This window comes from Thalassobacillus sp. C254 (assembly GCF_001310615.1).
The window spans coordinates 36,638-57,023 of record NZ_BAXQ01000017.1; the positions used below are offsets into that span (position 1 = coordinate 36,638).

Sequence of the window (20,386 nt, forward strand, 5' to 3'; positions counted from 1 at the left end):
AGAGTGTGTCAAACGATCTGATTCGTAATTAGGTTGGTGAATACTTGGTGTCAAATAATAATAATCTTGATTTAGTTATTGAGAAGGTATTAAATACAGTAAGTCAAAGTAAAGAACAGATATTTGAAATCAATGAATGTTCTCGGCAGGAATATGAATCTCTTGCTAAAGAATTGCAAGATGTGAGAAAAAAAGTAGGACACATTATAGAGGAAACCGATAAGACTGAAGTCCAGGCTCGTCTAAGCCGGAATCGCTTGGCTGAGGTAAGCAAGCAATTCCAACAGTTCTCTAGCGAAGAAGTTCGTTCGGCTTATGAACAAGCTAACGAATATCAGGTGAACTTAGCTGTTCTTCAACAAAAAGAAAAACAATTGCGTAAGCGAAGGGATCAAATTGAGCTTCGGTTAACGCACCTGAGGGAGACAATGGATCGGGCTGAAACTCTTGTTGGGCAAGTGTCTGTTGTATATAACTTTCTTACTGGTGACCTGAAAGAAATGGGAGAATTAGTGGAAGACGCTAAGGAAAAGCAGAAATTTGGCTTAAAGATTATCGAAGCCCAGGAAAAAGAGCGTAAAAGAGTGGCCAGGGAAATCCATGATGGTCCCGCTCAAATGATTGCAAACGTTCTGCTTCGATCTGATCTCGTTGAAAGAGTATACAATGATCAAGGAATAGAAGCAGCTTTAGCTGAAATCAGAGACCTTAAAGGTATGATCAAGAGCAGCCTGTCAGAAGTCAGACGCATTATATATGATCTGCGTCCAATGGCACTGGATGACTTAGGTCTCATCCCTACTTTAAACAAATACTTGAAAACATTTGAAGAACATTCGGGCATGAACATTACGTTTATGCATTTTGGGAAGGAAATCAGGCTGTCACCTAATCTGGAAGTCGGTTTATTCCGTCTCGTACAGGAAGCCGTTCAAAATGCATACAAGCATGCTGAACCTACTGAAGTAAAAGTGAAAGTGGAAGTAAAAGCCTCTGATATTTCTATTGTAGTAAAAGACGATGGCAAAGGCTTTGACAAAAGCGCCAAAACTGAAAATTCCTTTGGGATTATGGGAATGAAAGAGAGAATTAATGTCCTGAAAGGGAGAATGTCTATTGACTCCGCACCTAACAAAGGGACCACAGTCATGATTAAGGTACCTAATCATTACAAAGTCGAGCAGGAGTAACAGGCATTTTTGCGACTACTCACTCTAGTTAACTTATAGAAGTAGGAGTTTCACCGATCCTAATTTTTAGCTGACAAATGGATACGAGTTCCGATTGTAAGAGAATAAAGCCAGCTGTTACGCATGCTTATCAACCGAAAACCTTTGTAAGGAACATTGGTGATTTATCAATAGATAAAATCTACTTCAATTGTAACTACTAATATAGAACATTCAACATACTGATCAATCACAATTGTAAGATTTGGAAAGGATGAGGTTTATGCAGGAACGAGTAGTAGAAAAGATTAAATTGTTACTAATAGATGACCATCAACTTTTTCGTGAAGGGGTAAAGCGAATTCTGGCCATGGAGCCAGGATTTGAAATCGTAGCAGAAGGCGATGACGGCCAGTATGCGGTTGAACTGGTCGAGAAACATGAACCGGATGTTGTGTTGATGGACATTAATATGCCGGGTGTGAATGGTGTCGAAGCAACGAAAAACCTGGTTAATCAGTATCCTGATATCAAGGTTCTTATCCTTTCAATCCACGATGACGAGTCCTACGTAACCCACGTGTTAAAGACTGGAGCAGCAGGCTATCTATTAAAAGAAATGGATGCCGAAGCGTTAATAGAAGCCGTGAAAGTAGTAGGGGCCGGAGGAGCGTACATTCATCCAAAAGTCACTCATAATCTTATCAACGAATATCGACGCCTTGCTACTGGCGGAGATGGCGGTGAAGAGGAGGGAGAAGTGGGCTTTAAGGAAGTGGAGTACCGGAAGCCCCTTCACATTCTGACACGTCGCGAGTGTGAAGTTCTCCAGCTTATGACTGATGGCTACAGTAACCGGATGATAGGGGAAGCTCTCTACATCAGTGAGAAGACAGTCAAGAACCATGTCAGCAACATATTACAGAAAATGAATGTAAATGACCGGACTCAAGCCGTCGTAGAATCGATCAAAAAAGGCTGGGTAAAAAGTAAGATAAGCATAGAAAAAGTGCAAAGGAACAATCCCTTGCACTTTTTTTGATTTCGTTTTTGGAAAGGGGTGCCATTTTTTGGAGGGGTGCCTGGCACCAAAAAAGGGAGAATGTAAGAAATCCTTTGCTACCAAGGGTTAGAGCTGAAATAAGGTTACAGTCCTGTTACAGCGGGGTAGGGTGCCAGGCACCGTACATGGGGAGTGTAAGAGAAATCCTTTGCTGCCAGGGGATAGGGATGGAGTAGGGTTACAGTCTTGTTACAACGGGAAGCGGTGCCAGGCACCGTAGTGATGTACCGCAGCAGTGCCGTAGTGAGGTGAAGGGGAAAAGCGTTGACGTGCCTTGCTCCGAGGGAATCTTACCTTGCAGAAACGGTCAAGAAAAACTATCATTAAAGAGAGAACAGAAAAGAGAGAACAGAGGTTTTAACGAAAATAAAAGAAAAAGCGGGGATAACCTATGCCGAATATTGCGGTCGTAACAGACAGTACAGCCTATTTAAGCCAGGAAACATTGGATAAATACGGCATTACCGTAGTGCCGCTTAGTGTGGTTTTTGGTGAAGAGGCGTACGAAGAAGAAATCGATATAACGACTGATGAATTTTATAAGAAAATGAGTGAAAGTCAAGAGCTGCCTACGACGTCACAGCCAGTAATGGGGACGTTTTTAGAAACGTTCGAAAAGCTTGGAGAGAACCATGATGCGATCATTTCCATCCATCTTTCCAGCGGGATCAGCGGCACGTATTCCACTGCTGTAACTGTGGGCGAAACGGTTGAAGAAGTGGATGTGCATTGTTTTGATTCAGAGGTTAGCTGTGCCCCACAAGGCTATTATGTTATTGAAGCAGCAAAAATGGCCCAGGATGGGCACTCTGTGGATGACATTATGACTCGGTTATCTGAAATGAGAGAAAGCATGCGTGCTTATTTTGTCGTAGATAACTTAAATCATCTCCACCGTGGAGGCCGATTAAACGGCGCGCAAGCAATTGTTGGAAGTCTTTTGAAAATTAAGCCTGTTCTTCACTTTGAAGATAAGCTGATTGTCCCTTTTGAAAAAGTCAGAACAGCTAAAAAAGCCGTGAACCGAGTATATGAGCTCCTAGATGAAGATGCAGCAAAAGGAGAGCCAATCCGCGCTACAGTGATTCATGCCCAAAGGCCGGAAAAAGCTGAGGAAATCAGAAATCATTTGGACCAAAAGTATGATAACCTTGAAATAGATATCAGTTATTTCGGGCCTGTTATTGGTACCCATCTTGGGGAAGGCAGCATTGGAATCGGCTGGTATAAACAGAAAGACTAATTAACATTTTACCTTCAGAAGCTGTCTGCTTTCCTTCAAAAAGAGGCAGCTTTGTTTTACCCTCAAATCCCCTCACATTAAAACTCTTCAAAAAGGAGGCTTTTTTATTGAAATTTGCCCTCGTTGAATGGCCTGACCCCTTTGGCCGAAATCACCCCTATTTCCTCCCGGAAGCCTGGATACCTTCTTCAGCAGTGTTGAAAAGCGATCCTAAATCCATTAGTTTTTACAGTGAAACTCCTTCTATTGAAATAAACCGTGCTTTTACCCCTCAAAAAGATATTCGGTCTTTGTTAGCCGGCAAAGAACTCCTCCCGGATGAACTTCCTTTCTCATTCCAGATTCTTCGAGACTCTTACTTCAATGGATATATTTATTTTAATAAAGGTATCGAAAAAAGCGCTAAAGGATATTACTGTCATCGCTGTGGCAATCACGGAAAGACAACTACCTTTGCCCAAGTTCCTTGTGCCCGTTGTGAAAGACTTTGTGTTTATTGCAGGAACTGCATCACGATGGGAAGAGTGGCAGAGTGCACTCCTTTGATCGGATGGAAAGGAGCCCCGCCACAGGAAAGCGAAAAGTGTGACTCTCTCTTAGCATGGGAAGGAGAATTTTCAGCAGGACAAAAAATAGCTGTTACGGAGATGGAAAGCAGAATAGGGACAGAGCAGGAGTTGTTACTTTGGGCAGTCTGCGGAGCAGGGAAAACAGAAATTCTGTTTCCGGGTCTAGAGAAGGCTTTGCTGCTTGGGCAGCGTGTACTCCTTGCCACTCCTAGAACAGATGTAGTGTTGGAGCTTCTTCCCCGTATGAAAAAAGCTTTTCCAGACGTTCAGGTAACAGGGCTTTACGGAGGCAGTGAGGACCGTGATGGCTGGGGCCAGCTGGTGATTGCTACAACTCATCAGGTTAGGAGGTTTAAGGATGCCTTTGATCTGGTGATCGTAGATGAAGTGGATGCCTTTCCGTACACATTTGATAAAAGCCTGGCCTTTGGCATTCAGAAAGCGAAGAAGAAGACAGCGGCTCTATTCTATTTAACGGCCACGCCTCTACTGACTTAAAAAAACGAGTCCAGCAGAAGAAATTATACGCTGTCAAGATTCCCCGCCGCTATCATGGTCACCCTCTGCCTGAGCCTCGTTTTGCCTGGACAGGAAACTGGAAGAAGACTTTAGGAAAAAAGAAGCTTCCCCATGCTCTGCGGGAATGGTGCAGGAAGCGTCTGAATTCGGGGACACAGACTTTCGTGTTTGTGCCCACAGTAAAGGTACTACATCAAATAACGCCGCTGCTGCAAAAGATAAACTCCAACATACAAGGGTTCATGCGGAGGATACCGAGCGCCGCGGGAAGGTTCAGGACTTTCGTGAAGGAAAGATCCCCCTGTTAGTGACGACTACGATCCTGGAGAGGGGAGTCACGGTGAAAGGAATAGAGGTAGCGGTGTTAGGAGCGGAAGAGACCATCTTCGATGAAAGTGCCCTCGTGCAAATCGCCGGCCGGGCAGGGAGAAGTGCCGATCATCCAACAGGTGACGTAGTCTATTTTCACTACGGCAAGAGCAATGCCATGCTGGCTGCCCGCCGGCATATCAAACAAATGAACAAAGCGAACATACAGTGACGGTGCCAGGCACCGAAAAAGGGTGGTGGCGGACGAAGCCCGTTGTAACGGGATTCTCTATGACAAATGTTACAGATTAGGTAGGGGTGCCAGGCACCGAAAAAGGGTGGTGGCGGACGAAGTCCGTTGTAACGGTATTTTCTATGACAAATGTTACAGGTTAGGTAGGGGTGCCAGGCACCGAAAAAGGGTGGTGGCGGACGAAGCCCGTCGTAACGGGATTGTCTATGACAAATGTTACAGATTGGATAGGGGTGCCAGGCACCGAAAGGAGTGTTTGCGGCCAAAGCCCGTTGTAACGGGATTGTCTATGACAAATGTTACAGATTGGGTAGGGGTGCCAGGCACCCCCCCCCAGGAGGCACCCTCAAAACCGGCACACTAAAAAAGGAGGAGTAGTATTGTCTGTTCTGACGTATCGAAACCTTGGTGATATGCCTAATTGTTTGTGGTGCGGGGCTCCACATCCCGTCCACGTCACCTGGAGCAATCTATTATATGAGAAAGAAAAGCCCTTGCTATGTGAGGAGTGTTCAAACCAGCTGGAAAAGATGGAAGGGAGGCTATGCCACCTATGTGGCCGCTCCTTGGAAACTCTGGATGAAAAATATATTTCCAATAATGATAGGTGTCACGACTGTACGAGGTGGGAGACCTCAACTCACTGGAGCGGACTCCTCGACAAGAACCGCTCTCTTTATCACTACAATGATTTTCTTCAAGAGATCATCGGGCGCTATAAGTTTCGCGGTGATGCCATCTTAAGCTCCCTTTTCCTAAGGAGACTCAACGACTATTACCACCAGGAATTTTCCGGTTATCATATTGTCCCAATTCCTTTAAGTAAGGAGCGGCTTACAGAAAGAGGCTTCAACCAGGCTGAGCTTCTAGCCACCTCCATAACACCTGATCAACCGCCTCTGCGTTTTCTCCTGCAAAAATCCTTCTTCACGAAGCTCTTTTCCTCACTAAAGGGAAATTCTCAAGTTCTCTATCTTCCTGATCTTCTCACCCGGACCCGCCATGAAACAAAACAGAGCAAGAGGTCAAGAGTAGAACGTATGCCACACCCTCACCAAACAGGATCTTCCCCTTTTGCCATCCTTCATCCTGAATTGTTTTCGATAAAAGATAAACAATTTCTCTTAATTGACGATATATACACTACCGGCAGTACCGTTCGGAAAGCTGCAAAAATCCTCAAAGAGCACGGAGCAGCCTCTGTCTCCTCATTAACCATCGCAAGAGGATAGCGGAGAAATCTTCAGAAACCAAAGAAGAGGGTGATATAATGGCAAGTCTGGAAAATTGCCCAGAGTGCGGAAGTTTATTCGTGAAAAACCTTCGTAGTGTGTGCGATGCCTGTCATCAAGAAGTTGAAAAACAATTTGAGCTTGTATACAGCTATATTAAAAAAAGGGACAACCGGACAGCGACAAGAATAGAAGTCTCTGAAAACACCGGGGTAGCGGAATCACTTATCTCCCGTTTTATAAGAGAAGGACGATTGCATCTTACTCACTTCCCTAACATGACCTATCCGTGTACGTCCTGCGGAGATGAAATTCGAGATGGGAGTCTTTGCCGTTCCTGTAAGGAAAACATCAGACAGGGGCTTGAAGAAGATAGAAAAGACCGGGAACGCAAAGACAGAATAAAAGAAAGAGAAGCAGGAACATACAAAACCTATCATTCTTTCAACGCAAAACAATAGCTTTTATGAGTAGGTAAGAGAATCTGTTTGCCTTATAATTAAAAAAGGACCATCACTCACCACCGTGAAAAAGAATGAGAAAGAGGTGAACCCGATGAATATCAACCCTTTTGGACCCGTTAATCATACAAACCCTTATCAAAAACAAGCGGAAACACATAAATCTGCACAAGCATCTGAAAAAAAACACGACAAGGTTGAAATTTCAGAGGCGGCAAAAGAACTCCAGAAAAAAAGCAGCGTTGAATTGGAGCGTGAAGAAAAAATTCAAGCACTTAAGGAAAAAGTAGAGGCAGGGGAATACCAAGTAGATTCCCATGCTGTCGCGAAAAAATTCTACGAGTACTGGTCGAAATAGAAATGAAATAGGGGCTGTCCTCGAAGCCGGGTTGGCCGAAAGAATCCAAGGAAGCTGAAGCTTTTAATTAAAAGACACATCGTCACTGAGTACGAGCAGGCTGCCCTTGTTTCTGGCCCCCTTCAGCCCCCCTTGATTACATAAAAGAAAAGGAGCTTCTATAACAGTGAAAGAAATCTTTGAGTCACTGGCTGATTTGGTGAAGGTTCACCAGCAGATGAATGATATAGCCATTCAGAAAACAGAAGTTATAAAAGTAAATGATATAAAAGGCTTGCAGACTGTGATTCAGCAAGAGACAAAGCTGTTGAAAGCTCTTCAGCTGGCAGAGGGAAAAAGACAGAAAGCAGTCTCCGCCTTTCTAACGGACCACCCTGACTTTGTTAAAGAGGGTGGAGAAGGCTCAATGAATGACCTTTTTTCTGCCATACCTCAGGATTATCAAAAGCCTCTGCAGACACTTTATGTTGGACTTTTAAAAGAGGTGGACAAACTGTCAGCTCAAAATGAGCTGAACCAGCAAATGATCCGGGATTCTCTTCAATTTGTGAACCTTTCTCTGGACCTTTTACAGCCGGATCAGGAAACGTTCAGCTACCAGAATCCCCATGAGAAGGGACAAGACAGACAGCTGAACTATTCAGCTTTTGACTCCAGGGCTTAACTATGGTCCGGCCGCGTCCCTAAAAAGACAGCCCAGCCAGGAGTTCAAGGAGCCAATTTTTATTTTATATTGAAAAAAATCAATGAAGCAATTAGAACGGAGGAAGCACGGGATGACTTCAACTTTTCATGGGCTCGAAACAGCCAGGCGCGCAATGACGACCCAGCAGACGGCACTTTATACGACAGGCCATAATATAGCAAACGCCAATACACCAGGGTATACACGGCAGCGTGTGAATTTTTCTGCTACGGAGCCAATGCCTCCAGCCTCCTTGAACGCCCCGCGTATCCCAGGTCAGATAGGCACTGGAGTGGAAGCGGGCTCCGTTCAAAGGGTTCAGGAACACTTCCTGAATGTTCAGTACCACGGAGAAAGTGCAAAGGCAGGCTACTGGGATTCGGTCCATACTTCCCTTGAAAAGATGGAAGACATCATGAATGAGCCTACCGAGGACGGCATTAACCAGACCCTGGACCGTTTTTGGAACTCTTTGCAGGACTTAAATGCCAACCCTCAGGATTCCGGTGCCCGTGCTGTTGTAAGGCAAAATGGAATCGCCGTGGCAGAGGTGTTTAACTATACAGCTGATTCCTTACAAGCCATTCAGCGTGACATAAAAGCAGATATCAATACAACAACGAACCAGGTGAATTCCCTGCTGCAGCAAATTAACGAAATTAATAAGCAAGTGTCATCTATGGAGCCCCACGGCTACCTCCCAAATGACTTGTACGATGAAAGGGACCGGCTCATTGATGAGCTGTCTGCCATTGCAAATATTCAAATAGAGAAGGAACCAAGCGGTGGCCAGGCAAAAAGCAGTGCGGAAGGAAGCTTTACCATTTACCTTGCAGACGGGGATGGAAATCAGATCACAAAGCTGATAGATGGTGCAAATCATGACTTCCGCCAGATGGAGATTCAATATGACAGTGAGGACCGGACCGCTCCTGTCTCAGCTATGACGCTGGCATGGGACAACGGGGACTGGGTGGACGGTGAGGCCCTGGATGGCCCCATAAACGATTTGTCCTTTTTGGATTCTCCGGGGAAAATGAAAGGCCTGGTCGCGGCATACGGACACACGGAAAATGGTGAAGTTAGGGGAACATACCCTGATATGCTGACCGAACTCGACCTTATGGTCACTACCTTTGTAGAAGCTTTTAACGAGGTGCATGAGGCAGGCTGGACCCTTAACGACATTAGGAATGAAGAAAAGGGAGAGCCGATCAGCTTTTTCACGTTTGCTGAGCCCACTGCAAACAAAAGTGGCGCATCTCAGCTTTTACAAATTTCAGATGAAATTAAAAACAGCCTGAATCATATCGCTGCGGCTGCACCAACTGGAAATCCAGCGATCGCTTTTGCCGGAGACGGATCCAACGCCTTGGCTCTTGCAAATGTAAAAGACTTGCCTCTTGATTTTGGCGGCAACGACACAAACGTGCAAAGCTTTTACCAAAGTATCATCGGAGATATGGCTGTTGCCACAAACGAAGCCAACCGGATGAAAAATAACTCGGCAGCTCTTCGGGACAACATTGATCACCGCCGTCAATCTGTAAGCAGTGTCTCCCTAGATGAAGAAATGACCAACATGATTCAATTTCAGCACGCATACAATGCCGCTGCCCGAAACATCACCACGATCGATGAAATGCTGGACAGAATTATTAACGGCATGGGCATCGTAGGGCGGTAAATTACAAGATATCATAAACGTGAAAACGATAATTGGGTCATTTTGAGCAATAATTGGGTCAAAATGCAGATAATTGGGTCGTTTTGAACAATAATTGGGTCAAAAACGCACATAATTGGGTCAAAACCCAAATTATTGGGTCAAAGCAGCAATTATTTCAATCAACTCAAAACAGGGCCAGCTCCGGATCAAACAGCTTACCTATACTTCTGAAAAAACAAAGGCAGGTGAAATAGTATGCGTGTTACTCAGTCCATGCTTGCTCATAACTCGCTGGGCCACATCCATAAAGGCTACAACAACCTTGGTAACATCATGGACCAGCTTTCCACTGGAAAAAAGATTACAAGGGCTTCCCAGGATCCGGTTGTTGCGATGAACGGTATGCGGTACCGGACTCAGGTCACTGAGGTGGAGCAGTTCAAGCGCAATTTAAGTGAAGTCTACAACTGGATGGAGTCAGCGGACTCAGCGCTTGATACGTCCACCCAGGCGATGCATAGAATACGTGAGCTTGCTATCCAGGCTTCAAACGATACATACGAATCAGGCCAGCGGCTAACATGGCCAGTGAAATCGAGCAGCTGCTTGAGCATTTGGCATCCATTGCCAATACGAAAACAAATAACAAATATATTTTAACGGAACCAATACGACAAACCCACCGGTAGATATGGACCTGATGAACCTGGAACCGGGCGTACTGTCTGCGCCGGGAGCTAATCAGGATCTCTATGAAATTTCCTATAACGGTGAAATCTATCGCTATGACCCAGAAGCGGGAGAGCCTCTGCACTATGTAAATATCAACGAGGACGAAGACGACTATATTGTCCTGGAAGATGAGAGTTTCACGTACCATTTTCAAGGGCCTGTCATGAATGAGCAGGGGATCGTGCAGCCGGGAGAAACGGAAGAGCAGACGCAGAATTTGCGTGCAGAAGACTTCATTGTTTCCCAGCGGAACGCTGTATCAACAAATACCCAGAACGTGGACATTGAGCTCATGAAAGGCATCAATATTCCGGTCAACTCAACTCCCCAGGAAGTCTTTTCAAATGCTCTATTCGGTGACATTAAGCACCTGACTCGGGTTTTAGAAGATCCGAGCGTGAAAGGGTCTGACATCTCAAGTCTTATTGGCAGCCTGGATAAGCACATTGACAATATGGTAAACGAACGGGCGGAACTGGGAGCCCGCATTAATAGAGTGGAAATGATGGATACGAGGCTTAATGAACAAGAAGTTATAGCAAAGAGAATCCTGTCAGATAATGAAGATGCTGATTTGGAAAAAGTAATCATAGATTTACAGATGCAGGAAAATGTTCACAGAGCTGCGATGGCAGCGGGAGCAAGAATTATGCAGCCTACGTTAATGGACTTTTTACGATAGGACAATCAGTGCATGAAAAGGGAGAATGTGATGGAGATGCCAGTAATTCATATCACCCAGATCCCAGGGGAAACAGGTCGGAGCAGCCACAGACCGCATCTACAGATTCACACTCCTTTCCCAAACATGCACATTGAGCAGGAGCACCATGACCTTGTCCACATATCCACTACAGCTTCAAAGCTGTTCATCGACCAAAGTGAGGCTTTCGCCGATGCCGGCTTGAAAACACCCTTGCGTGCTGCCAATGAACATATCCAAAAAGCCTCTCAGCAGACTGCAGAATACATTGCTCTAAAAAATGCCGAAGGGGAACAGCTGAAAAAAATTGAACATGGCACCGGCGCCATACAAAGAATTGCAAGGGAAAGAACCCAGCCAGAGCAAAGTGAACTTCACTTAGAATACATGCCGAAACATGCGTTTCGCGTTTCTTTTGATTTTCAGCCATTCACGGTAAGCATCCAGGCAAATCCAAAGGAAACGACTGTTCATGTGGAAAAACGGGAACCGGAAATAAAGGTGGATCGCTGGGAAACGCAAGCTTATATGAAACAAAAGCCTTCTCTTTCCTTTCAGGTGGTTGGCAGTCACGTGAATCGCACCATGTAATAAGCCATAGAAAGGTGGACCAACATGAACATACAGTCGAAATATGTAGGGGAGATAGACATCGAGGAGCAGGACATTTTTTCTTTTGAAAAAGGATTGCCGGCATTTGAATCAGAAACACAGTTTGTTCTTCTTCCCTTCGGTCAGGACCAGGTGTTTCAAATTCTGCAATCTGTTAAAAGTCCGGAAGTTGCATTTGTGGTTGCGAGCCCATTTTCTTTGTTTCAAGATTATCAGGTGAAGCTCCCTGAAAGCCTGCAAGAACAACTTATGATTCAAAAAGAAGATGACGTGGCAATCTTTACGATTCTTACATTAAAGGAACCCTTTAAAGACACAACGGCAAATCTTCAAGCACCAGTCATATTTAATGTGAAAGAGAAGAAGGGAAAACAGCTTCTCTTAAACGACAGCCTTATGAGAGAAAGCATCGAATTTTTCCAAAGGAATTAGCTGAGGAGGGACAAAGGTAATGTTGGTGCTTACCCGGAAACCCAACCAGTCGATTCAAATTGGAGAAGACATTGAGATCAAAGTAGTAGCCGTTGATGGAGACCAGGTCAAACTAGGAATTGACGCGCCGAAGCATATTGATATTCACCGGAAAGAAATCTTTTTGGCGATTGAAGAAGAAAACAACGAAGCTGCCTCCTCGGATCTTTCATTGTTAGAAAAACTATCACAACAATTGAAAAAGTAGGAATCTAGAATTTGCTAGATTTCTACTTTTTTCGTTCTTAAGTTCTAGGTAAAGACTAGCGATATTTTTGTAAATTCGACTTTTTTTTGAAAAAAAATGAAAAAATAATACAATACTATTTCATTTTGTTAACATTTATGGGACAGACGCACCTTGTATAAATCGCGCAAGAAAGGTAATATTTACATTCATAAAGATGAATAAGAAGAGTGTTGCTTTCACAATACGTAGACAAAATTCAGGGGATATTGTAGAAAATTGCGGGATACACGTGAGTCTGTTGCCAAGGGAAAAGAAACAACGATGAGGATAGAACGTCAAGAGGGGGATACAGAAGTGAGAGGAATGCACGGTTCTGCAATACATGGGGGGAAGGCACCCACAGTTTTATTTAATTCCTGCAAAGCGTTTGAAATAGAAACTATTGAAGAGCAGATAGAGGGCACCATTTACAAGTGCCAGGGGGAAGAGCTTTCTACATACTTGCAATCGGGTTTGAACAAAAACTGCCTGTATTATATTGAAGTCGATCCTGAAGAGATCATAGAAAAAATTAAAGAAATAACAGATCAGGAGATTCTTTGCAGGCTTGGTGTTAATTTAGGTGAAGAACATGAGGGGAAAACAAACCATTTATTGAAACATCAGGTTTCACTACTATTGTGCGGAGATAGAGAACCCAAAGAATGGGTTGTACATTACCTACGAGCAATGGAATTTATGGTCTATATTGATCCAGTTTTCCAGCCGCGCTTTGTTAATGCCTATCGTTCACTATATAGGATAGAAACGGAATCAGAAAACAAGCGGCTTGAGCTGATCTATGAAAAAGCAATGGAGAATTTATCAGAAGCCGAATGCCGGATCTTAGAGAAAATCTTAGAAGGCAAAAGCAACCGCAAAATCGCAGAGGAATGCTACTTGGCGGTTGCAACGGTAAATAACCACGTCAGCCATTTAACGAAGAAGATGGCTGCGAATGACCGCACTCATACGATAAAACGGGCAATTGAAAGCGGCTGGGTAAAAACATCCTAAATAAATAAGTATTACAAAGAGATAGAATAATAGTTTGAGAATAAAAGTTTTGGGTTAGCGATTCGCTTTATAGGCCTCCATCTTGTCGTATTTCCACCGGTTAACCATTTTGTGAGAGCCATTAAAAAATTTAATAAAGTAAATGCCGTCGTCTGTTTTGTATAGCTTTACCCCGAGAAACTGCAAAGGGGTCCAAACTTTTCTCATGTTAAAATAAGGCAAGTGATTGTCCTCCTTTACTATTTTAATAGGTTAAATAATAAAAAAAAGTCATGTTTCAAACAATGAAAATAAGGGAATAGAAAGAGTTTAATCTTTGATTAAGAACTTATTAATATTTTATAACGAATGACGTTCGTAATCAAGAACTTTTTGGTAATTTAATACCAGAAAGTTCTTTATAGAGCAAAAAACAGAGAACGGTAGGGGTTTCGCTCTCTGTTTTGTACTATATAAAATTATTTTTATGAAAAAGTTCTCTTTAGTGAACAAAAATTCCGTCCATTGAATGCTGGCCCATGTACTTATGTAGTCTCTAAGGAAGTGCAGGAACAAAAAACAAAATTAACTGGCATCATTCTTTGGATTGAATTCTACAATACACGAGTGAGTCCTCTGCATCTGCTGTTTAATAGAATACTTACTCGCCCTTACCGTAAGCTTCTGTTGATCGGAAAAAGTGAGAACAGTCTTTCCTTTGCCTTTTGAAGGAGTTGCATGCTCAAATCCGATTAAGTGATGAATGAACACCCATTCATTATCAGTCGCCAAATAAGACATTACGGGAAAGGCATAAATCATGTGATCCAAATTTACAGGAACAGGCCGTTTCTTCTGGATATTCGTTCGTTCTCTCACTGCCTTATTTCTTCCTTCAAGAGAAGCCCCGCCAGCAATGCAGGCGTCGTCTAGGATCTTAAGAGGAGTTTTCTTCGCAAGAATTGGTTTCTTTCCTTTCTCATAAATTAACGTCTTCGCTTCTCCTTTAAAATAGGGTACCAAAGCCAGAGTGTCCTTGTTTACAATATAATTCTCCACAACATCTTGTTCCATTTCTCGTCCTCCTCTAATTTATAATTATGTGAATATTAACTTTATATTTTTATTATACTCATGAAATTCCAAATATCTACTATTTGTCAGGGAATCTGACATAGTATTTTAGTTTTGGTTACATATACCTAATTATAGGTGCGACAGAAAAGAAAATTAGAAAAATAGTAAACAGTTTGCTCCATCCTCCGATATTACTTATGTAGGTGATAGCAGCGAGCCCTGGCGGCCGACAGGGTGCTGCTGATCACTAAATAAACAGAATCCAGCCACAAGGACGTGGACGGACAACAATCAAGGAGGATTTTTAGATGATTATCAACAATAATATTCCAGCGTTGAACACACACCGTCAAATGGGTGTTAACCAAAATGCAATGCAAAACTCAATGGAGAAGCTATCTTCTGGTCTTCGTATCAACCGTGCAGGTGACGATGCAGCAGGTCTAGCAATCTCTGAAAAAATGCGCGCACAAATCAACGGTTTAGACCAAGCTAGCCGTAACGCACAAGATGGTATTTCCATGATTCAAACTGCAGAAGGTGCACTTGATGAAACTCACAGCATTCTTCAACGTATGCGAGAATTGGCTGTACAATCATCGAACGATACAAACACAAACGAAGATCGTGCTGAACTTCAAAAAGAAATGAATCAATTAATTGATGAAATAGACAGAATATCTGAAAATACAGAATTTAATACAAAGAATTTACTAGGCGAACGTACGGCTGATGGTACAGATTTTACTGGCGATCCTCAAGAATTCACTTTTCATATAGGTGCAAATACTGGACAAGATATAACTTTATCTATTAACTCTATGAATGCAGCGAGTCTAGGACATGATATTGAAGGTGACGATGAGGCATTGGTATCTGAATTAGCAGTTGACTTTGACACCATTGATTTAGACGACTTAGATGAAGATGATGGAATCCTAACACAAGCTGGAGCTGACGCTGCTATAACTACAATTAATAGCGCTATTGAACTAGTGTCAGCAGAAAGATCCAATTTAGGTGCTGTTCAGAACCGTCTAGAACATACGATATCTAATCTAGATAATGCTTCAGAAAATTTATCAGCTGCAGAATCTCGTATCCGTGATGTTGATATGGCTGCTGAAATGATGGAAATGACTCGTGCAAATATCCTTTCTCAAGCTTCTCAATCTATGTTAGCTCAAGCAAATCAACAGCCACAATCTGTATTACAACTTTTAGGATAATTTAATTTTAGACTTTTACTATTATATTCACATGGAAGTGAATAACGGAAATCTCAAGGAGGAAATAAATTATGATAATTAATAATAATATTCCAGCATTAAATACACACCGTCAGATGGCGTCAACCAAAATGCTATGCAAAATTCTATGGAGAAACTATCTTCCGGCCTTCGTATTAATCGTGCAGGTGACGATGCAGCAGGTCTTGCCATATCTGAAAAAATGCGTGCACAAATCAACGGTTTAGATCAAGCTAGCCGAAATGCACAAGATGGTATTTCTTTAATTCAAACAGCTGAAGGCGCACTAAATGAAACACATGACATCCTTCAACGTATGCGTGAATTAGCAGTTCAGTCAGCAAATGACACCAATACACAAGAAGATCGCGAGGAACTTCAAAAAAGAAGTTGACCAATTAGCAAAAGAAATTAACCGTATTTCTGAGAATACAGAATTTAATACTAAGAAACTTATCAACGGTGATGTTGATGGTGATGGAAATGCTGGATTGGTTTTCCATATAGGAGCTAACGAAGATCAAAGTATTACTTTAGAAATTGAAGATATGAGTGCTGATGCTTTAGGTGTTACAAGAGATGCCGCCGTCACTGGTGAAGATGCATTAGGAATTGATATCTCAACAACACAAGGTGCAGCTAATACTGCAATCGATACAATTAATCAGGCAATTGAAGATGTGTCTGCTGAACGATCTAACCTTGGTGCTGTACAAAACCGTTTAGAACACACTATCTCTAACTTAGACAACGCTTCTGAGAACCTATCAGCTGCAGAATCTCGTATTCGTGACGTTGATATGGCGGCAGAGATGATGGAAATGACCCGTGCAAACATCCTTTCTCAAGCTTCTCAGTCAATGTTAGCTCAAGCTAACCAACAACCACAATCAGTACTACAATTACTAGGATAATTTTATTATCAAGAGAAGGAGGCTCTAGCTTAAGTTGGAGTCTCTTTTATGTTCTTATATGAATTTATTAAATTTTACCCTGGAACGAATTTACAATATATTTTAAAAGGCAGGCCGCTAGCGCTTAGCTTTTTAACCTAAAGCGTTCTAATCGAAATTAGTAAATTTCCTTAAATTATATGCTTAAACTATATTAGTTAAAAATACCTGATAAAATGCCGATACATAGGAAGAACCTAAAAATATAGAGGGGTTACCTTCTTCCAGTTAAATATTATTTTGAATAAGAAAAAAGGAGTTTATCATGTCGGTCATTGCTAGTAATATTGCTGCATTGAATTCTTTAAATAGATATCAAGATAACCAAGGAAGTGTAGCGAAAGCTCATGAGCGTCTTTCGTCTGGATTAAAAATAAACCGAGCAGCAGACGATGCTGCAGGATTAGCAATATCAGAGAAAATGCGTGGTCAAATACGAGGGTTAACGCAAGCTCAAAGAAATGTCCAGGACGGTATTTCTTTAACTCAAACAGCAGACAGTGGTCTTGAAGAAATTCAAAGTATGGTGCATCGACAACGTGAGTTAACGGTGCAAGCTGCGAATGATACGTTGACAGCAGAAGATCGTGAAAAAATCCAAGAAGAAATAGATGAGCTTAAGCATGGGATTAACGATATTGCAAACAATACTCATTTTAACGAAATTAACTTATTAAATAGAACAAGTGACGGTCAAACCGTCACAAGAACAGTCGAAGAGGAAGTTACGAGGACAGAAACTAGTGTAATTGACTTTGTTAGTTGTTATAGCAATAGTTATATAGTAAAAAGCCCTGGTAATGATTTATATGGTTATAACTTTGATTATGAGCAAAGTCAGGATTTGAACAGCCCATTAGCCGCAGAGATTAACACATCGACAAATAGAGTAACCATAACGTGGGGAGCTAATAATGAGCCTTCTAGCATAACAGATATTAATGACGTGATTACTGAAGCAGTTAGAGGAGCAAACATAGATACTGAGGTAATCTATGAAACAAGGTCAGGCAACAGTTTTTCTTTTACGACCTTTCTTAGTGAACAAGGACAATTTGCAGCCCTACATGATCGTGGGATCACTGAAGAATATACACGAGAAATAACAGAAACGGTAACAAGTGAGATTGAAGAAATTGTCGAAGGGCATAATGTTATTTTACAAGTAGGTCCCAACTCGCAAAATCATTTTAAGGTAGAATTAACGGATGCAAGAACTGGTTCATTAGGAATTGATGAGATTGAAGTTGATCCTTTTGAAAGAGCAATGGAAGCAATTGAAAAGTTAGATGAGGGGCTAAAAAAAGTTTCTTCTGAACGAGGGAAATATGGAGCTTACCAAAATGCCCTACAACATATCCATTATAATCTTTCAAACAGTGAGGAAAACCTATCAGCTGCAGAATCCCGTATCCGTGATGTAGACATGGCTCGTGAAATGATGGAAATGACGCGTGCAAACATCCTTTCTCAAGCATCTCAATCTATGCTTGCTCAAGCGAATCAGCAGCCACAATCGGTACTCCAATTACTAGGATAATATCCTCTGTAAAAGCGACTCCAGTTTTCAAGCTGGGGTCTTTTTTCTGCCATTTATTCCAATCGGTACCCACTGCTTTAAAGGTGGTGATATCATTCATGTTTCCAAAAGAGTAGATCCAATCAGTGAGATCGGTGACTCCAACCGGATAAGTCTATATAACTAGTAAAATATAACTACATACTGTATTATTATAAATAACAGTTGTTGCTTTTTTTGAAGGGGGAGGAATAAATGGGTGTGTTCAGGTCTGTTGGAAAAGGAATCGGCATGGTTGGCGGTGGAGTGATTGGCGGAGCGGTCAAAATTGCCGGGAAGGGTGTTGGAACGAAATTCCCAAAGACCGGGGAATGGATGGGTGAGGTTGGAAATGGCGTCTATACAGCATCCAAAACGATCATGGACAATACCGGACAATTTGTAGACGGGGTTGCCCGGGGCGGATACGGGATTGTGAAAGGGGATGCGTATCACAAAGAGGAAGCATGGTCCGATGTGAAAGATTCCACCGGGCGTACAGTAAAAGGAATCGGAAAGACGGTTAAATATACAGCAGATGGGGCAAAAGGCGCCTATACTGGATACCGTGATGGTGACAAAGAGCAGGCTCTGGAAGGGCTGAAACAGGTTGGTACGGTCGCGGCTGTTTCAACGATGGCTTTTGGCGTGATTGATGTGCTGGATATTGGTGAGGCAGATGCAGCTGCAATGGTTGAGATTGACACCCAGAACTCTCACTTGGAGGGCAAGGTTCATGAAGTGACGGGTGTTCCCTTTGAGCGCAGTGTCATTGATCTTGGGAATGGAGAAACGGGCACCGGAGTGTATCCAGTGTTTGACTATGACTATGCAGCTACGATTCCAGTAGATCAGTATACAGAAAGTAATGGGTACATATTTCAATTTCTAATGAACAGCTTTACAACGATATTATGGCGAATCCTCAGCTCGCAGAGGATATTGGTTTGACAGCGGAGGAGGTAGATCGTCTGGGCCAGGGGGAGACGCCTGAAGGATATGTGTGGCATCACCATGAACAGCCTGGAAGAATGGAAATGATGGACCGTGAAATCCACGATACCACCGGTCACTCAGGAGGATCGAGCCTGTGGGGACCAGACAGTGAAGGCTCTCCGTTTCACCATGCTGAATAACCTTTACTTAGCCGCATTTTCAGCTCATACCACATAAAATTGCTATCCACTAAGCTAACCACTACACTAGGAGGGGTTAGCTTATTTTTATGGACACACTACATAGCAGAAGGAGGAGGTCATCGGATGTGGGAGTTACTGTTGTTAATGTTAGAGCGGCTCGGGATTATTGTAACTCTTGCTTTCATTATGACGAGGCTTCCTTTCTTTCGGCAGCTGCTGGATCAGCGGCAGTTGACAACCGTTCAGGCGTTTAGTATCACGGTGATCTTTGGCTTGTTTGGCATCGTGGGAACCTACACAGGCTTGACTTTCTCTCCGGAAGAGGGAGTGTTTTCGAGCTGGGCTGTTTCTGTGGGCGAGGATGAGGCGATTGCAACTCAAGAGTGATTGGCGTTGTAGCGGCCGGTCTTCTTGGCGGGGTAAAAGTAGGGCTTGGCGCTGGTTTGATCGCGGGGCTTCACCGCTACTCGTTAGGCGGCTTTACGGATTTTGCCTGCGGGCTTTCCTCGGTCATTGCCGGTCTTCTCGCCGGACTGATTCATTCTAAGCTCAAAAAGCAGCGAATTATTTCTGTGCCGGTTGCTCTTTTTGCCGGGGCGGCGGCTGAGGCCATTCAGATGGCTGTGATCTTAGGGGTGGCACGGCCCTTTGATCTGGCGTTAGCGTTAGTGCAGGATATTGGTGTGCCGATGATTGTGGCCAATGGGGCCGGAACGGCTATTTTTATTTTGATCATTCAAAACGTCATTAATGAAGAAGAGAGAATGGGGGCTCTTCAATCGCAGAAGGCGCTAAGAATTGCTGACCGGACGATTAATGATCTCCGCCAGGGTTAACACCAGATTCAGCCAAGTCTGCCTGCGATATTTTATTAAAAGAAGTAGAAGTGAGCGGGGTTGCCATCACCAATAAAGAAAGCATTTTGGCACATAGCGGCTTGGGGGCTGACCACCACGCAGGGAGCAGCCCTATTAAAACAAAGGCAACCCAAGAGGTGATTCAGTCAGGAAAAATGAAGATAGCAAAGGATGGAGAAATTGAATGCCGCGTTAAGGACTGTCCTATCAAAGCGGCCATTATTGCACCTCTTAAGCAAAAAGGAGAAACGATCGGGACGTTAAAGTTTTATTTTGAAT

20 protein-coding genes and 3 pseudogenes are annotated in these 20,386 nt (G+C 43.0%); 21 read left to right on the plus strand and 2 right to left on the minus strand.

Features of this window, described 5'->3' with window-relative positions:
- The first annotated feature begins 47 nt into the window (after positions 1–47).
- The 14 genes and pseudogenes from JCM19033_RS15080 (at position 48) to JCM19033_RS15145 (ending at position 13,294) form a co-directional block, all read left to right on the plus strand.
- Positions 48–1,190 carry a histidine kinase gene (locus JCM19033_RS15080; protein WP_054636893.1) on the plus strand — a complete coding sequence of 381 codons (1,143 nt, stop codon included), beginning with the start codon at positions 48–50 and terminating at the stop codon, positions 1,188–1,190.
- A gap of 262 nt (positions 1,191–1,452) precedes the next feature.
- Entirely contained in the window at positions 1,453–2,211 is a 759-nt protein-coding gene (locus tag JCM19033_RS15085; RefSeq protein ID WP_054636894.1) for a response regulator transcription factor, read from the plus strand.
- Positions 2,212–2,623: 412 nt separating this feature from the next.
- Complete coding sequence (locus tag JCM19033_RS15090; RefSeq protein ID WP_054636895.1) at positions 2,624–3,475, plus strand: DegV family protein; 852 nt, start codon at positions 2,624–2,626, stop codon at positions 3,473–3,475.
- A 290-nt stretch (positions 3,476–3,765) separates the two neighbouring features.
- Positions 3,766–5,104, plus strand: a pseudogene (locus JCM19033_RS28330) (DEAD/DEAH box helicase).
- A 401-nt stretch (positions 5,105–5,505) separates the two neighbouring features.
- Complete coding sequence (locus JCM19033_RS15100; RefSeq protein ID WP_054636896.1) at positions 5,506–6,357, plus strand: ComF family protein; 852 nt, start codon at positions 5,506–5,508, stop codon at positions 6,355–6,357.
- Positions 6,358–6,395: 38 nt separating this feature from the next.
- The gene (locus JCM19033_RS15105; RefSeq protein ID WP_054636897.1) at positions 6,396–6,818 is read left to right on the plus strand and encodes a TIGR03826 family flagellar region protein; all 423 of its coding nucleotides are present in this window, start codon (positions 6,396–6,398) and stop codon (positions 6,816–6,818) included.
- 94 nt (positions 6,819–6,912) lie between these two features.
- Positions 6,913–7,176 carry a flagellar biosynthesis anti-sigma factor FlgM gene (gene flgM / locus JCM19033_RS15110; RefSeq protein ID WP_054636898.1) on the plus strand — a complete coding sequence of 88 codons (264 nt, stop codon included), beginning with the start codon at positions 6,913–6,915 and terminating at the stop codon, positions 7,174–7,176.
- Positions 7,177–7,342: 166 nt separating this feature from the next.
- Positions 7,343–7,840, plus strand: a complete 498-nt coding sequence (locus JCM19033_RS15115) for a flagellar protein FlgN (RefSeq protein ID WP_054636899.1) — start codon at positions 7,343–7,345, stop codon at positions 7,838–7,840.
- Positions 7,841–7,952: 112 nt separating this feature from the next.
- Positions 7,953–9,548, plus strand: coding sequence for a flagellar hook-associated protein FlgK (gene flgK, locus JCM19033_RS15120; RefSeq protein ID WP_054636900.1), 1,596 nt, complete (start codon positions 7,953–7,955; stop codon positions 9,546–9,548).
- A 237-nt stretch (positions 9,549–9,785) separates the two neighbouring features.
- Positions 9,786–10,944 (plus strand): annotated as a pseudogene (gene flgL / locus JCM19033_RS28335) (flagellar hook-associated protein FlgL).
- A 30-nt stretch (positions 10,945–10,974) separates the two neighbouring features.
- Positions 10,975–11,556, plus strand: coding sequence for a DUF6470 family protein (locus JCM19033_RS15130; protein ID WP_054636901.1), 582 nt, complete (start codon positions 10,975–10,977; stop codon positions 11,554–11,556).
- A gap of 24 nt (positions 11,557–11,580) precedes the next feature.
- A complete protein-coding gene (fliW, locus tag JCM19033_RS15135; protein ID WP_054636902.1) occupies positions 11,581–12,009 on the plus strand; it encodes a flagellar assembly protein FliW in 429 nt (142 codons plus the stop codon).
- A 19-nt stretch (positions 12,010–12,028) separates the two neighbouring features.
- Entirely contained in the window at positions 12,029–12,256 is a 228-nt protein-coding gene (gene csrA, locus JCM19033_RS15140; RefSeq protein WP_054636903.1) for a carbon storage regulator CsrA, read from the plus strand.
- Positions 12,257–12,514: 258 nt separating this feature from the next.
- Entirely contained in the window at positions 12,515–13,294 is a 780-nt protein-coding gene (locus JCM19033_RS15145) for a response regulator transcription factor (RefSeq protein ID WP_054636904.1), read from the plus strand.
- Between the two features lie 54 nt (positions 13,295–13,348).
- Here the strand turns inward: JCM19033_RS15145 and JCM19033_RS23600 are convergent, their stop codons facing one another.
- Complete coding sequence (locus JCM19033_RS23600; RefSeq protein ID WP_198153532.1) at positions 13,349–13,501, minus strand: hypothetical protein; 153 nt, start codon at positions 13,499–13,501, stop codon at positions 13,349–13,351.
- A gap of 357 nt (positions 13,502–13,858) precedes the next feature.
- On the minus strand, positions 13,859–14,347 hold the full coding sequence (locus JCM19033_RS15150; RefSeq protein WP_054636905.1) for a competence protein ComK: 489 nt from the start codon (positions 14,345–14,347) through the stop codon (positions 13,859–13,861).
- A gap of 311 nt (positions 14,348–14,658) precedes the next feature.
- Here JCM19033_RS15150 and hag (JCM19033_RS15155) point away from each other — a divergent pair, with 311 nt between their 5' ends.
- The 7 genes and pseudogenes from hag (JCM19033_RS15155) to JCM19033_RS26110 all read left to right on the plus strand — a co-directional run bounded on the left by hag (JCM19033_RS15155) (position 14,659) and on the right by JCM19033_RS26110 (position 20,086).
- Positions 14,659–15,579 (plus strand): flagellin Hag, encoded by a 921-nt coding sequence (hag, locus tag JCM19033_RS15155; RefSeq protein WP_054636906.1) that lies wholly within the window; start codon positions 14,659–14,661, stop codon positions 15,577–15,579.
- Between the two features lie 71 nt (positions 15,580–15,650).
- Positions 15,651–16,514: pseudogene (hag, locus tag JCM19033_RS15160) on the plus strand (flagellin Hag).
- Positions 16,515–16,818: 304 nt separating this feature from the next.
- Complete coding sequence (locus JCM19033_RS15165) at positions 16,819–18,093, plus strand: flagellin (RefSeq protein ID WP_054636907.1); 1,275 nt, start codon at positions 16,819–16,821, stop codon at positions 18,091–18,093.
- A gap of 234 nt (positions 18,094–18,327) precedes the next feature.
- Positions 18,328–19,062 (plus strand): hypothetical protein, encoded by a 735-nt coding sequence (locus JCM19033_RS15170; RefSeq protein ID WP_054636908.1) that lies wholly within the window; start codon positions 18,328–18,330, stop codon positions 19,060–19,062.
- Positions 19,026–19,247 carry an HNH endonuclease gene (locus JCM19033_RS15175; protein ID WP_083465492.1) on the plus strand — a complete coding sequence of 74 codons (222 nt, stop codon included), beginning with the start codon at positions 19,026–19,028 and terminating at the stop codon, positions 19,245–19,247. The genes JCM19033_RS15170 and JCM19033_RS15175 overlap by 37 nt, the downstream gene beginning before the upstream one ends.
- A 126-nt stretch (positions 19,248–19,373) precedes the next feature.
- Positions 19,374–19,637 (plus strand): LytS/YhcK type 5TM receptor domain-containing protein, encoded by a 264-nt coding sequence (locus JCM19033_RS26105; protein WP_269758261.1) that lies wholly within the window; start codon positions 19,374–19,376, stop codon positions 19,635–19,637.
- Positions 19,634–20,086, plus strand: coding sequence for a LytS/YhcK type 5TM receptor domain-containing protein (locus JCM19033_RS26110; RefSeq protein ID WP_269758262.1), 453 nt, complete (start codon positions 19,634–19,636; stop codon positions 20,084–20,086). The genes JCM19033_RS26105 and JCM19033_RS26110 overlap by 4 nt, the downstream gene beginning before the upstream one ends.
- The last annotated feature ends 300 nt before the right edge of the window (positions 20,087–20,386 follow it).

What these genes read in the sequence shown, in the direction of transcription:
- JCM19033_RS15085 (WP_054636894.1), top strand. Translation starts at nt 1,453, where the DNA reads ATGCAGGAACGAGTAGTAGAAAAGATTAAATTGTTACTAATAGATGAC.
- JCM19033_RS26105 (WP_269758261.1), top strand. Translation starts at nt 19,374, where the DNA reads ATGTGGGAGTTACTGTTGTTAATGTTAGAGCGGCTCGGGATTATTGTA.
- JCM19033_RS15105 (WP_054636897.1), top strand. Translation starts at nt 6,396, where the DNA reads ATGGCAAGTCTGGAAAATTGCCCAGAGTGCGGAAGTTTATTCGTGAAA.
- JCM19033_RS15130 (WP_054636901.1), top strand. Translation starts at nt 10,975, where the DNA reads ATGGAGATGCCAGTAATTCATATCACCCAGATCCCAGGGGAAACAGGT.
- flgK (WP_054636900.1), top strand. Translation starts at nt 7,953, where the DNA reads ATGACTTCAACTTTTCATGGGCTCGAAACAGCCAGGCGCGCAATGACG.
- JCM19033_RS15090 (WP_054636895.1), top strand. Translation starts at nt 2,624, where the DNA reads ATGCCGAATATTGCGGTCGTAACAGACAGTACAGCCTATTTAAGCCAG.
- flgM (WP_054636898.1), top strand. Translation starts at nt 6,913, where the DNA reads ATGAATATCAACCCTTTTGGACCCGTTAATCATACAAACCCTTATCAA.
- csrA (WP_054636903.1), top strand. Translation starts at nt 12,029, where the DNA reads ATGTTGGTGCTTACCCGGAAACCCAACCAGTCGATTCAAATTGGAGAA.
- JCM19033_RS15150 (WP_054636905.1), bottom strand. Translation starts at nt 14,347, where the DNA reads ATGGAACAAGATGTTGTGGAGAATTATATTGTAAACAAGGACACTCTG.
- JCM19033_RS15170 (WP_054636908.1), top strand. Translation starts at nt 18,328, where the DNA reads ATGGGTGTGTTCAGGTCTGTTGGAAAAGGAATCGGCATGGTTGGCGGT.
- JCM19033_RS15175 (WP_083465492.1), top strand. Translation starts at nt 19,026, where the DNA reads ATGGCGAATCCTCAGCTCGCAGAGGATATTGGTTTGACAGCGGAGGAG.
- JCM19033_RS23600 (WP_198153532.1), bottom strand. Translation starts at nt 13,501, where the DNA reads ATGAGAAAAGTTTGGACCCCTTTGCAGTTTCTCGGGGTAAAGCTATAC.
- JCM19033_RS15165 (WP_054636907.1), top strand. Translation starts at nt 16,819, where the DNA reads ATGTCGGTCATTGCTAGTAATATTGCTGCATTGAATTCTTTAAATAGA.
- hag (WP_054636906.1), top strand. Translation starts at nt 14,659, where the DNA reads ATGATTATCAACAATAATATTCCAGCGTTGAACACACACCGTCAAATG.
- fliW (WP_054636902.1), top strand. Translation starts at nt 11,581, where the DNA reads ATGAACATACAGTCGAAATATGTAGGGGAGATAGACATCGAGGAGCAG.